Source organism: Bacillus sp. CH_70, from assembly GCF_038007045.1.
GTDB classification, from domain to species: Bacteria; Bacillota; Bacilli; order Bacillales; family Bacillaceae_G; genus Bacillus_A; species Bacillus_A cereus.
On sequence record NZ_JBBOWL010000001.1, the window covers coordinates 1956253 to 1968532 of the forward strand.

Here is a 12280-nt window from a genome sequence, read left to right on the forward strand (position 1 = left end):
TTTGCGAACTTAGTATAATACATCTTTAATAAAGTTGCAATAAATAATAATCATTCCGATTTGTTTTTGTTATAAAGTTGTCAAATATAGGTGTATTATTTTTGCAAATGCATGCATATGTGACAACGCTGTTTTCATATATTGAAAAGGAGGTAAAGAGGGGGATGAGCGCTTGGGTTACTTAATGGAAGCTATTTTATTAATATTAGCGGTAGTATTGCCATTATCTTTCGTATTAATTTTTTTAAGAAGATTAATAAGTAATTTAGGGGACGCTACAACAATAACGAAATTACAAGAGAGAGATGAGAAAAAAGAGTGAGTAAAGCACTATGCGTACGCATAGTGTTTTACTTGTGGTAAAATAAGAGCAGGAAACTCCTAAAGGTTGTATTTTACTGAAGGAGAGAAAAGTAAAATAAGAGGTATATGCATATATGAATAAGCGAACAGCGTTAATACTTGGTGCAAGTGGTTTAGTTGGACAAGAGATAACGCGTCTATTACTTGAATCAGATTACTACGATTCGGTTACTATTTTTGTAAGAGAGCCAATGCAATTGCAACATGAGAAGTTACAGCAGAAACAAGTTGATTTTTCGGTATTAGAGGAATATAAAGAGTTCTTTGCTGTGGATGATGTTTTTAGTTGCTTAGGAACAACAATAAAAAAAGCAAAAACAAAAGCAAATTTTAAAAAAGTAGATTATGAATATACGTTACGAGCTGCTTGTTTAGCTGAAAAACAAGGGGTGCAAAATTTCCTTGTTGTGTCTTCTATGGGAGCGAATCCTAAATCATTTTTCTTTTATTCACAAGTGAAAGGAAAAATGGAAGAAGAATTGCAAAAGTTAGTGATTGGTGGTATTCACATTTTTAGACCATCATTATTAGTAGGAAACCGACAAGAATTTCGTTTCGGCGAACGAATGGCTGAAAAGTTATCTCGTATTATTCCTTTTATTTTTAAAGGGGCTTTCAAAAAGTATAAACCAATTTCAGCTAAAGATGTGGCGAAAGGTATGTATATAACCGCGCTGCGAGAAGAATCGGGTATCCATACTTATAATTCAAATGAAATTACAACGATAGAATAAATAAAACCGAGAAGAATGACTTCTCGGTTTTATTTATTCGTATGAATTTTTCCTGGTGCTCGCTTATATTGGTGAGGTTCTTGCAATTCAAAGCCAAGTTCATTGGCCGCTATTCTTGGGAAGTACGGATTGCGAAGTAATTCACGTCCGATGAAAATTAAATCTGCTTCGTTATTATTTAAAATTTGCTCTGCTTGTGACCCAGTCGTAATCAATCCAACTGCACCAGTTGCAATCTTAGTATGCTCTTTAATATGTTTGGCGTATTGTACTTGGTAACCAGGATACACATCAATATGTGCTGGTACAACTGCACCAGAACTACAATCGATTAAATCTATTCCCTGTTCTTTCATCCACTTTGTATACTGAACATAATCTTGAACTGTTAGCCCGTCAGGATGATAATCATTTGCTGAAATACGAACGAATATTGGTCCGTCCCAAACTTCATTTACAGAGTCGATGATTTCGCGTAAGAAACGATAACGGTTTTCAGGTGAGCCGCCGTATTCATCCGTTCGTTTATTAGTAAGTGGTGATAGGAATTCATTGATAAGGTAACCGTGAGCGCCATGTAGCTCGATAACATCAAATCCGGCTTGTTTTGAACGTAACGCGGCCTTCTGAAAAGCTAATATAGTCTCTTTGATTTGTTGTATATTCATTTCTACTGGTATTTTCATCGTATCATTAAAAGGAATTGCAGAAGGAGCGAAAGCATTCGTATCTAATTCAGCTTTTCTTCCGGCGTGAGCGAGTTGAATGGCAGCTTTTGCACCGTTATCATGTATAAAAGTAGTCGTTTTATGTAAGCCTTCAATTAGGTTGTCATCCCAAATGCCCAAGTCTTTGTTAGAAATTCGTCCTTCAGCTAACACCGCAGTTGCTTCAACCATAACTAAACCTACTTGGCCAGCAGCGCGAGTTCCATAATGAATGAGATGAAAATTCGTAACGCTGCCATCCTCACTCCCTGATGAATACATACACATAGGCGACATAACGATACGATTTTTTAGTGTAACGTTCTTAATTGTATAAGGTGAAAAAAGCTTGGAATTCATCAAATAGCCTCCTTGATTGAATTTTCTTATATTTTACCATTCTCTTTTTTGTTTCTCTAATAAAACGCTTATACGAAAAATTTTGTATATTCGTGTTACAATGACTAATATGAACTGAATTGGAGGATGGCATATGTACCAGGCTTATTATGAGAGCGAAGTAGGTTTGCTTGAAATTACAGCGAATCAAGAAGGAATTACGTCTGTTATATTTGTTGATGAACGACAAGAAGAAAATAAAAATGAAATGATAGAACAATGTATAAATGAGTTAGATGAATATTTTAAAGGGAAAAGAAAAGAGTTTACGGTCCCGCTGTCTGCAGAGGGAACAGCATTTCAAAAAAATGTATGGGATGCACTTTATACTATTCCATACGGCGTAAGTGCTTCATATTTAGATATTGCAGAGAAAGTTGGAAATATAAAAGCTGTACGGGCAATAGGAGGGGCGAATAGTCGGAATCCAATTTCAATAATTGTTCCATGTCACCGTGTAATAGGAAAGAGTGGAAAGCTTGTTGGATATGCTGGTGGTTTATGGAGGAAAGAGTGGTTATTAAAACACGAAGGTATTTTGAAATGACGTATGGATGGGAAGAGGGATTGTTTTGAAATGTATAAATTGTGGGCAACCTTGCGAGGAGGAACAGTTAAATTGTGCAAGTTGTCAGCGAAACTTGGATAATGAACAAGATGAAGGTAGCTCGTTAATAGATAAAGAACTGGAAGTATATGTAGGGAGACAATATCCGTATTATCAAAGGAAATGGGAGCTTGAGAATAAGCGGATTGCTAGGTGGAGCTGGAATGGTTGGGCTGCTATTTTCAATATAGGCTGGCTAGGATATCGTAAATATTATATACCAGCTGCTTTATTTATGCTGTTATTAGTAGCTTGTGATGCATTTTCGTACTATATGGGATTTAATGTAGCGTTGCCAATCATTAATATGGTGCCTCTGACGTTTTTATTACTCATTTTTATTCTGTTTGGAATGGGGATTTTTGCAAATGGATTATACTATCAATTTGCGGAAAGACGTATATACCGAATAAAAGCAAGAGAAATAAAAGATAAATCAGTTGAAAACTATCTAATCAATGATAGTGGCGGAACGAGCAAAATGGGAGCGACAATTGTTACTATTTTAGCAGTTGCTAGCATATTTTTTAGTCATTTCTTTTTTCCGACTGATCGAGACGTTATTCAAAAGGTTCGTACCAGCTCGCTTTATGAATATCCTTTCTTTTCAATAGGTGAATCTTTCGAAAATTATTTTCAAAATTCAGGTTGGATATATTATCGTGGAACGGAAGGGTTAGAATTAGTAGAATTCCAAGGATATAACACCGGAACGCCAAGACAAAAGGTGAAGATTCAATTTGTTGTCGATTATAAATTAGGTGAAGTGGAACCATACTCACTTATGGTTAATGGTGAATCTAAAACTGAAGAAGAGTTTTTGAAGCTGATGGAAGAAATATTTAAAGTTCAAAATCCATTTGATATAGAGGATGGATTACAAGTAAATGCTATTTAAAAAATCGGTTGGAAAGAAATTTCTAACCGCTTTTTTCTATGTTTGTAAAAATAAATATTTAAAATAATCAGAATCTTTTGTATAATAAAATATATTAAATAGGATTTAACTTATACATATAGATTGGGGGAAGGAAGAATGAAGAGAAAGACAACAACAATTGCTGCACTTGCATTAACGACGAGTGTATTGGTTGCGGGATGTGGGAATGGTGAGAAGGCTTCGACAACGAAGAAAGAATCGAATAAGGGAATGGCAGATAAACAAGTTTTAAATTTACTAGAAACAGCTGAAATTCCTTCAATGGATACATCTAAATCAACGGATTCTGTATCTTTCCGTGTATTTGTAAATGCAATGGAAGGTTTATATCGTCTAGATAAAGATAATAAACCAACACCAGGTATGGCAAAAGATGTGAAGATTAGTGAAGATAAAAAGACATATACATTTGAATTACGTGATGCGAAATGGTCAAATGGTGATCCAGTTCGAGCACAAGATTTTGTATATGCATGGCAACGTACATTAGATAAAGCATTAGCGGCAGAATATGCATTCATTTTATTTGATGTGAAAAATGCACAGAAAGTAAATAAAGGTGAATTACCAGCAGATCAATTGGGTGTTAAAGCGAAGGATGATAAAACGTTGGTAGTAGAATTAGAGCAACCAGCACCTTATTTTCTTGAGCTTACGTCGTTCCCTACATTTTTCCCATTAAATGAAAAATATGTGAAAGAGCAAGGAGATAAATACGGATTAGAAGCAGATAAGTTATTATATAATGGACCATTTACAATGAGTCAATGGAAACATGAACAAAATTATCAGTTGAAGAAAAATCCTAATTATTGGGATAAAGATACTGTAAAATTAGACGAAATTAATGTAAGTATTGTGAAGGAAACAAGCACAGGAGTCAATTTATATGATAGTGATCAAGCAGATCGAGTTATTTTAACTTCTGAATTTGTTGATAAATATAAAAAGAATAAGCCAGATGAATTTAAAACGAAGTTAGATCCACGCATATATTTCTTGCGTTTTAACCAAAAAAATGCAACATTTAAAAACCAAAAAGTACGTGAAGCGATTGATTTAGCATACGATAAAAAAGGAATTGCTGATGTCATTTTAAATGACGGTTCATTGCCAGCATATTTCTTAGTACCTGAAAAATTTACGACAGGTCCGGATGGAAAAGATTTCCGCTCTGTAAATAAAAACTTCCGTGATAGTAAAGATAATGCAGAGAAAGCAAAAAAATTATGGGAAGAAGCGAAGAAAGAGCTTGGTCAAGATACAATTACGGTTGAATTACTAAACGATGATAACGGTAGCCGTAAAAAAGTGGGCGACTTTATTAAGGAAGAACTAGAGAAAAACTTGCCTGGTATTAAAGTGAATTTGAAACAGCAACCATACAAGCAGAAGCTAGATTTAGAAAAGAAATTCCAATATGAATTCTCATTATCTGCATGGAGCCCTGATTATCCGGATCCAATGACTTATATTGATATGTTTGTTACTGGAAGCTCATTTAATGAAATGGATTATTCTAATCCGAAGTATGATGATTTAGTAGCGAAATCAAAAGGAGAGCTATTAAAAGATGATAAAGCACGCTGGAATGCACTTGCGGAAGCTGAAAAAATCTTAATTGGTCAAGACGCAGCAATTTCTCCTACGTACCAACAAAGTACAGCTTATTTAGAGAAGCCATTTGTAAAAGGTATTGCTAATCATACGTTTGGTGGGGACTTCAGTTATAAATGGGCATATATTACAAAAAAATAGTATAATAAAAGATGAGTGAATTTTCGCTCATCTTTTGTTTGTATAAGGAGGAATTATAGTTGTTAAGGGGAATCAATCATATTTGTTTTTCGGTATCTAATTTAGAAAACTCTATTATGTTTTATGAAAAAGTATTAGAAGGAGAATTATTAGTTAAAGGAAGAAAATTGGCTTATTTTAATATATGTGGAGTATGGATAGCGCTTAATGAAGAGACGCATATTCCGAGAAATGAGATTCATCAATCCTATACGCACATTGCATTTTCTGTTGAACGAGAAGACTTTAAATGTTTAATACAGCGATTAGAAGAAAATGATGTTCATATTTTACAAGGAAGAGAACGTGATATCAGAGATTGTGAATCTATATACTTTGTTGATCCTGACGGTCATAAATTTGAGTTTCACTCAGGGACACTGCAAGACCGTTTAAATTATTATAGGGATGAGAAACCTCATATGACATTTTATTAGGGAGGGATAGCATTTGCATGCACTTGTAATTGGTGGAACAGGAATGCTAAAGAAAGTTTCTATGTGGCTTTGTGAGAAAGGATTTTATGTTTCTATTATCGGGCGAGATGAAGTGAATTTAGAAAATGTTAAGAGAATGAGTTCTGCACCAGAAAATATTACATGCCTTTCGTTAGATTATCATAAGGATGAAGATGTAAAGCTAGCTATTAAAAGTACAATTAAGAAAAATGGCCCGATCACATTAGTTGTTGCATGGGTACACACAAGTGCAAAGCATGCACTATCAAATATTTGTAAAGAACTAGATTTGTCGTCTAAAACATATAGTTTATTTCATATTTTAGGTAGTAAAGCATCACGTATGCCTGCACAAAAAATAGGAAGTACGCGATGTATTTATTATAGAATTATTTTAGGTTTTATTTTAGAAGATACATATGGAAGATGGCTTACGCATGAAGAGATAGCTGTTGGAGTTATAAAAGGGATTGAAAGTAAACGAGCGGAGTGGATTGTAGGGAGAGTTGAACCGTGGGAATTACGACCAACATGGTGAGGGGGAGTAAGAAATGAAAACAACTATATATGTAACAAGGCATGGTGAAACAGAGTGGAATGTAGCGAAGCGAATGCAGGGACGAAAAAATTCTGCTTTAACTGAAAATGGTATAGTTCAGGCGAAACAATTAGGGAATCGAATGAAAGATTTACCAATCCATGCGATCTATAGTAGTCCGAGCGAAAGAACACTTCATACGGCAGAGTTAATAAAAGGGGAACGTGATATACCCATTATAGCGGATGAGCATTTCTATGAAATCAACATGGGTATATGGGAAGGACAAACAATCGCGGATATAGAAAAGCAATTTCCAGAAGAAGTACATCTATTTTGGAATGAGCCACATCTTTTTCAGTCAACATCAGGCGAAAATTTCGAGGCCGTTTATGAAAGAGTAATTGAAGGGATGCAGCTTCTTTTAGAGAGGCATAAAGGACAAAACATATTGATTGTTTCTCATGCGGCAGCAGCAAAATTACTTGTAGGGCATTTCGCGGGAATTGAAATAGAAAATGTGTGGGATGATCCATTTATGCATAGTGCCAGTTTGAGCATAATAGAATTTGAAGAGGGTATTGGTAAAGTGAAACAATTTGCAGATATAAGTCACTTTCAATAAATGTAAAAAAGGCCGCAAAACGGCCTTTTTTGGGTGGTATAAAAACTAGCAGTTACGTTTTTTATACCAGAAGTGATCGAATTTCTTATTTTTGCAAGATGGGAATTTATGTCCGCCTTTGCAATCATTCCATTTGTGTCCGCTATCGTGACAGTCTTTACCATGATCACATGAATCATCGCAAGAGTGACCGTGTCTGTTAGGGAAGAATTCGCATTTTTTACAGAAACTTCGTTTTGTCCAGAAAAATTTCTTTTCAAAGCGTATGCATTTTGTAACGAAAGTGCAATGTTTTCTGCGAGTACGTTTTGTAACTAAAACGCATTCTTTTCTACGCGTTACTTTCGTAACGAACGTCCATTTTTGAACACGTACACGAGTACATTTCGTAACGAATGTCCATTTTTTTACATGTGTACATTTTGTAACGAACGTACAATGTTTCACGCGAGTACATCTTGTTCTTGGACATTTACCCCCAGTTGTACATTTACCCCCAGTTGTACATTTACATCCAGTTGTACAATGATGATGAGTGAATTTATCATCATCGCATTCAAAAGTACTTGGATCTTGGTGTAAGAAATCCTCCATCCCAGCACTTTTGATTTCTTCGACAGCTTTTCTAATATCACGTTTCATAGAAATCCTCCTTATCATGTATTAAAGTGAAAAGGTATTCTTTTTCCTTAACATGATATGTATGTAGGCATCTTTCTGAACAGGACAAGAGTGTAATTTTATATAAATAGATGATTGCGGATGTATGGACAAGACAAGGCGCATACATTGAATGAAGAGAACTGAGAAGGGATGAGAAAACATGTTGCCTTCATATGATTTTTTTGTTCATCCAATGTACTTAGTGGAATTGAAAAAGGACATTTGGTCAGATAGTCCAGTGCCGGCAAAATTAACTTATGGAAAAAAGAAGTATGACATTGATATCGTATACCGTGGGGCTCATATTCGCGAATTTGAGAAAAAGTCTTATCATGTTATGTTTTATAAGCCTAAAAAATTTCAAGGTGCGAAAGAGTTTCATTTAAATTCGGAGTTTATGGATCCGTCTCTCATACGAAATAAATTATCTTTAGATTTTTTTCATGATATTGGTGTACTTTCGCCAAAATCACAACATGTATTTATAAAAATTAATGGTCAAATTCAAGGTGTGTATTTACAGTTAGAATCGGTTGATGAAAATTTTTTGAAAAATAGAGGATTACCGAGTGGTTCTATTTATTATGCGATAGATGATGATGCGAATTTTTCATTAATGAGTGAACGAGATAAAGATGTTAAGACAGAGCTCTTTGCGGGTTATGAATTTAAATATTCGAATAAAAATAGTGAAGAACAACTGAGTGAATTTGTATTTCAAGCCAATACTTTGACGAGGGAAGCCTATGAAAAAGAAATTGGGAAGTTTCTACATGTAGATAAATATTTACGATGGTTAGCAGGAGTTATTTTTACGCAAAACTTTGATGGTTTCGTTCATAACTATGCACTATATCATAACGATGAAACAAATTTATTTGAAGTTATACCGTGGGATTATGATGCGACTTGGGGGCGAGATGTACAAGGGAGACCACTTAATCATGAGTATATTCGCATTCAAGGGTATAATACGTTAAGTGCAAGATTGCTAGACATACCTGTATTTAGAAAGCAGTATCGAAGTATTTTGGAAGAAATATTAGAAAATCAATTTACAGTTTCGTTTATGAGGCCGAAAGTAGAAGGGGTGTGTGAATTGATTCGCCCATATTTACTACAAGATCCATACATGAAAGAAAAATTAGAAACATTTGATCAAGAGGCTGATATGATTTATGAATATATAAATAAAAGAAGAAAGTATATACAAGACCACTTACATGAATTGGATTAATTTTGAAAGAGATTGAAACGTTATCAATCTCTTTTTTTTGTATAATAAAGATGTATCAATAAAAATGAAGTAATATATTTGATAGAGAATGGGGATGCGGATATATGACGATTAAATGGATTGATTGGGTAAAACAAATACAATCTATAGCTCAAGCGGGTTTAACGTATTCTAAGGATGTGTATGATATTGAGCGTTTCCAGCAATTACGAGATATTTCTATTTCAATGATGTCACATTACACGAAAACAGATTGGGAAGTCGTAGAGAAATTATTTGCAAGTGAGACAGGCTATCAAACACCTAAAGTTGATATAAGAGCGGTTGTTTTTCAAAATGAAAAGTTATTATTTGTGAAAGAAAAAAGCGATGGAAAATGGGCATTGCCAGGTGGATGGGCTGATGTCGGTTATACGCCAACCGAAGTTGCAGCAAAAGAAGTTTTCGAAGAGACTGGTTATGAGGTAGATCATTTTAAGTTACTAGCTATATTTGATAAAGAAAAACATCAACCATCTCCATCGGCGACGCATGTATATAAGATTTTCATTGGATGCGAGATTATTGGTGGAGAAAAGAAAACTAGCATTGAAACAGAAGAGGTGGAGTTTTTTGGTGAAAATGAATTGCCTAATTTATCAATTGCTAGAAATACAGAAGACCAAATTAAAGAGATGTTTGCCTACATGAAAGACCCACAGAAAGAGAAATTAATAGATTAATCCTGCTTGAATTGTACATATTGTTAAAATGAAGATATTGGCAGATTGCAGCCTTTATGTAATAATGGGATGGTATGTGAAGAAAAAAGGAGATAAAAAAGAACATGTTAGCAAACATAATAGATCAGTTATTGCAATTTTTTGCAAGCTTAGGTTACTTTGGAGTAGCTCTTGCTTTAATGATTGAAGTAATCCCAAGTGAAATTGTACTTTCGTATGCTGGCTTTTTAGTAGCGAATGGTAAAATTAGTTTTGTTGGTGCAGTTATCGCCGGAACGATTGGTGGTACTTTAGCACAAATCTTTTTATACTGGCTTGGATACTACGGAGGGCGTCCGGTTGTAGAGAAATACGGGAAATATCTACTTATTAATAAACATCATTTAGACATAGCAGAAGGTTGGTTTAAACGTTATGGAGCAGGCGTAATATTTTCTGCGCGCTTTATACCAGTAGTACGTCATGCGATCTCTATTCCAGCAGGACTAGCTAAGATGCCATTAAAACTATTTACACTTTATACGGTTGTAGCGATCATTCCGTGGTCAATTCTATTTATATACTTAGGTGAAAAACTTGGTGGGAATTGGCGACAAATTAAAGAGTATGCATCTGATTACACACATTACATAATTATAGGAGCTGTTCTTTTTATTGCTCTATACTTTGGTTTAAAGTATTTCAAAAAGAAAAAAGCTGCGCGTTAAAGTCAATGATTTTTCATTGGCTTTTTTATTTGTTTCCGGTTCTAAAAAAAAGGAGTTGTCCATAATGTGTAATAATAAAGCGTAGCGGAGGAATGTGATGAAAGGGTCACCGTTTATACGTGGAACTATATTTTTAACGATGGCAACGATGATATCAAAAATGTTAGGATTTATATATGTTATACCATTTACAGCAATGGTCGGTACGAGTGGGTATGTTTTATACACGTATGCATATCGTCCCTATACCATTATGCTCAGCATTGCGACAATGGGATTACCACTTGCAGTTTCAAAAATGGTATCAAAATATGATCAACTGAATGATTATCATACGGTTAAGAGAGTGTTGAAAAGTGGAATCGTGTTTATGTTTATAATGGGAGTCATTTCGTGTTTTACGTTATATATGCTAGCTCCGCATTTAGCTAAGCTTGTCATCGATGGGAATGATCAAACGGGGAATAGTGTAGGAGCGGTTACTACTAATATTCGAATTGTAAGTTTTGCGTTAATACTTGTGCCAGTAATGAGTTTATTAAGGGGCTTCTTTCAAGGATTCCAATCGATGGGGCCTTCTGCATTAAGTGTCGTTGTAGAGCAATTTTTTCGGGTTTTAACCATTTTAATAGGAAGCTTTGTCGTTTTATATATTTTAAAAGCATCTGTCTCGCTAGCAGTTGGTATTTCAACATTTGGTGCCTTTATGGGAGCGGTTGGTGGATTAACTGTTTTAAGTGCGTATTATATAAGAAGGAGAAGGCACTTAAAGAAAAAAGAGATGGAAAGTATACCACAAACAACGAAATCTTTTTTCTCATTGTATAAGGAGCTCTTTACATATTCTATTCCTTTTGTTGTGGTGGGCTTAGCAATTCCGTTGTATCAGACGATTGATACATTTACAATTAATAAACTACTTATACAAATAGGGTATATGCAAGGAGAAGCGGAAAAAATTAATGCGATAATTGGTCTTGTTCAAATGGTTGTGCTTATCCCGGTATCCGTTGCGACAGCTTTTAGTATGTCTCTCGTACCAGAGATGACGAAAGCTTACACAGCAGGAAATACGAAGCTATTGTACAAACATTTTACGAGAACAAATGTATTAGTAGTAGCAATTACGGTACCGGCGGCAATTGGAATGATGGTGTTAGCCAAACCTGTATATACTCTTTTATTCGGTGCTGGAAATGATCCAGAGATGGGGAGAATCATTTTACAGTATTATGCTCCCGCTTGCATACTATTTTCTCTTTTTACAGTAACGGCTGCTATGCTACAAGGAATCAATCAACAGCAGAAGACGGTGCTAGGACTAGTGATTGGAATTATTGTGAAGATAGTTTTAAATATTGTATTGCTTCCGTATTTCGATTATGTAAGTTTTATCATTTCAACATACGCTGGCTATACGATTTCAGTCGGGTTTAACTTGTGGATGCTTTCTAAATATGTTATAAAGGCAACATAAGCTTTTAAGGCAGAGAGCACTCTGTCTTTTTCTATGTTTATCCCGCTTTAACGGGCAGTGAGACCCTCACCTCAAAATTCAGTGAAAGAAAAGAAGTTTGGTTGGGGGCGGGTAGCCCGTAAAAGCCCGATTTGTGAGGGCTAATAATCAGTGGGGGATGAAGCCACCCACTGATTAAAGTTTCACTTTATAATATTTTTCCTATAAAAACGTTTTCAAAATAATTTTTCTATTGAAATTTAAACGTATGTTTCATATGCTGAGAATGGCGGTTTAAAAACTGTGATTTAAGAGAGGTAGATTCCT

At 34.9% G+C, this 12280-nt stretch carries 14 protein-coding genes; 12 read left to right on the plus strand and 2 right to left on the minus strand.

Annotated features, from left to right (window positions below; all coding sequences use genetic code 11):
• Nucleotides 1–172 precede the first annotated feature (172 nt).
• Together N2V79_RS10055 and N2V79_RS10060 are read left to right on the plus strand one after the other, a co-directional pair.
• On the plus strand, nucleotides 173–322 hold the full coding sequence (locus N2V79_RS10055; protein WP_000540932.1) for a hypothetical protein: 150 nt from the start codon (nucleotides 173–175) through the stop codon (nucleotides 320–322).
• A gap of 115 nt (nucleotides 323–437) precedes the next feature.
• A complete protein-coding gene (locus N2V79_RS10060) occupies nucleotides 438–1097 on the plus strand; it encodes an oxidoreductase (RefSeq protein WP_001042736.1) in 660 nt (219 codons plus the stop codon).
• Nucleotides 1098–1126: 29 nt separating this feature from the next.
• Here the strand turns inward: N2V79_RS10060 and namA are convergent, their stop codons facing one another.
• On the minus strand, nucleotides 1127–2164 hold the full coding sequence (gene namA, locus N2V79_RS10065) for an NADPH dehydrogenase NamA (protein WP_053564694.1): 1038 nt from the start codon (nucleotides 2162–2164) through the stop codon (nucleotides 1127–1129).
• A 133-nt stretch (nucleotides 2165–2297) separates the two neighbouring features.
• On the opposite strand from namA, the gene N2V79_RS10070 reads away from it, so the two are divergent.
• From N2V79_RS10070 to N2V79_RS10095, 6 genes are all read left to right on the plus strand, one after another.
• Nucleotides 2298–2750: a methylated-DNA--[protein]-cysteine S-methyltransferase gene (locus N2V79_RS10070; protein ID WP_000283912.1), complete on the plus strand. Its 453-nt coding sequence runs from the start codon at nucleotides 2298–2300 to the stop codon at nucleotides 2748–2750.
• 7 nt (nucleotides 2751–2757) lie between these two features.
• Nucleotides 2758–3708: a DUF2628 domain-containing protein gene (locus tag N2V79_RS10075; protein ID WP_075720181.1), complete on the plus strand. Its 951-nt coding sequence runs from the start codon at nucleotides 2758–2760 to the stop codon at nucleotides 3706–3708.
• A gap of 138 nt (nucleotides 3709–3846) precedes the next feature.
• Nucleotides 3847–5508: a peptide ABC transporter substrate-binding protein gene (locus N2V79_RS10080; RefSeq protein WP_000824276.1), complete on the plus strand. Its 1662-nt coding sequence runs from the start codon at nucleotides 3847–3849 to the stop codon at nucleotides 5506–5508.
• 59 nt (nucleotides 5509–5567) lie between these two features.
• Nucleotides 5568–5984 carry a FosBx1 family fosfomycin resistance bacillithiol transferase gene (gene fosB / locus N2V79_RS10085; RefSeq protein WP_053564692.1) on the plus strand — a complete coding sequence of 139 codons (417 nt, stop codon included), beginning with the start codon at nucleotides 5568–5570 and terminating at the stop codon, nucleotides 5982–5984.
• 13 nt (nucleotides 5985–5997) lie between these two features.
• Nucleotides 5998–6543 (plus strand): short-chain dehydrogenase, encoded by a 546-nt coding sequence (locus N2V79_RS10090; RefSeq protein ID WP_053564691.1) that lies wholly within the window; start codon nucleotides 5998–6000, stop codon nucleotides 6541–6543.
• A gap of 13 nt (nucleotides 6544–6556) precedes the next feature.
• Nucleotides 6557–7168, plus strand: coding sequence for a phosphoserine phosphatase 1 (locus N2V79_RS10095; RefSeq protein ID WP_053564690.1), 612 nt, complete (start codon nucleotides 6557–6559; stop codon nucleotides 7166–7168).
• A 45-nt stretch (nucleotides 7169–7213) separates the two neighbouring features.
• Here the strand turns inward: N2V79_RS10095 and exsB are convergent, their stop codons facing one another.
• Nucleotides 7214–7810: an exosporium protein ExsB gene (gene exsB, locus N2V79_RS10100; RefSeq protein WP_254488687.1), complete on the minus strand. Its 597-nt coding sequence runs from the start codon at nucleotides 7808–7810 to the stop codon at nucleotides 7214–7216.
• Between the two features lie 181 nt (nucleotides 7811–7991).
• Here exsB and cotH point away from each other — a divergent pair, with 181 nt between their 5' ends.
• The 4 genes from cotH (at nucleotide 7992) to N2V79_RS10120 (ending at nucleotide 11974) form a co-directional block, all read left to right on the plus strand.
• A complete protein-coding gene (cotH, locus tag N2V79_RS10105; RefSeq protein WP_340719820.1) occupies nucleotides 7992–9068 on the plus strand; it encodes a spore coat protein CotH in 1077 nt (358 codons plus the stop codon).
• Nucleotides 9069–9172: 104 nt separating this feature from the next.
• A complete protein-coding gene (locus N2V79_RS10110; protein WP_000153584.1) occupies nucleotides 9173–9790 on the plus strand; it encodes an NUDIX hydrolase N-terminal domain-containing protein in 618 nt (205 codons plus the stop codon).
• Nucleotides 9791–9894: 104 nt separating this feature from the next.
• A complete protein-coding gene (locus N2V79_RS10115) occupies nucleotides 9895–10497 on the plus strand; it encodes a DedA family protein (RefSeq protein ID WP_000880691.1) in 603 nt (200 codons plus the stop codon).
• Between the two features lie 97 nt (nucleotides 10498–10594).
• Nucleotides 10595–11974: a putative polysaccharide biosynthesis protein gene (locus N2V79_RS10120; RefSeq protein ID WP_078401162.1), complete on the plus strand. Its 1380-nt coding sequence runs from the start codon at nucleotides 10595–10597 to the stop codon at nucleotides 11972–11974.
• Nucleotides 11975–12280 lie beyond the last annotated feature (306 nt).

Coding starts and splice junctions, on each gene's coding strand:
- exsB (WP_254488687.1), bottom strand. CDS start 7,810: ATGAAACGTGATATTAGAAAAGCTGTCGAAGAAATCAAAAGTGCTGGG.
- N2V79_RS10110 (WP_000153584.1), top strand. CDS start 9,173: ATGACGATTAAATGGATTGATTGGGTAAAACAAATACAATCTATAGCT.
- N2V79_RS10095 (WP_053564690.1), top strand. CDS start 6,557: ATGAAAACAACTATATATGTAACAAGGCATGGTGAAACAGAGTGGAAT.
- N2V79_RS10115 (WP_000880691.1), top strand. CDS start 9,895: ATGTTAGCAAACATAATAGATCAGTTATTGCAATTTTTTGCAAGCTTA.
- N2V79_RS10070 (WP_000283912.1), top strand. CDS start 2,298: ATGTACCAGGCTTATTATGAGAGCGAAGTAGGTTTGCTTGAAATTACA.
- N2V79_RS10120 (WP_078401162.1), top strand. CDS start 10,595: ATGAAAGGGTCACCGTTTATACGTGGAACTATATTTTTAACGATGGCA.
- cotH (WP_340719820.1), top strand. CDS start 7,992: ATGTTGCCTTCATATGATTTTTTTGTTCATCCAATGTACTTAGTGGAA.
- N2V79_RS10075 (WP_075720181.1), top strand. CDS start 2,758: ATGGGAAGAGGGATTGTTTTGAAATGTATAAATTGTGGGCAACCTTGC.
- namA (WP_053564694.1), bottom strand. CDS start 2,164: ATGAATTCCAAGCTTTTTTCACCTTATACAATTAAGAACGTTACACTA.
- N2V79_RS10080 (WP_000824276.1), top strand. CDS start 3,847: ATGAAGAGAAAGACAACAACAATTGCTGCACTTGCATTAACGACGAGT.
- N2V79_RS10060 (WP_001042736.1), top strand. CDS start 438: ATGAATAAGCGAACAGCGTTAATACTTGGTGCAAGTGGTTTAGTTGGA.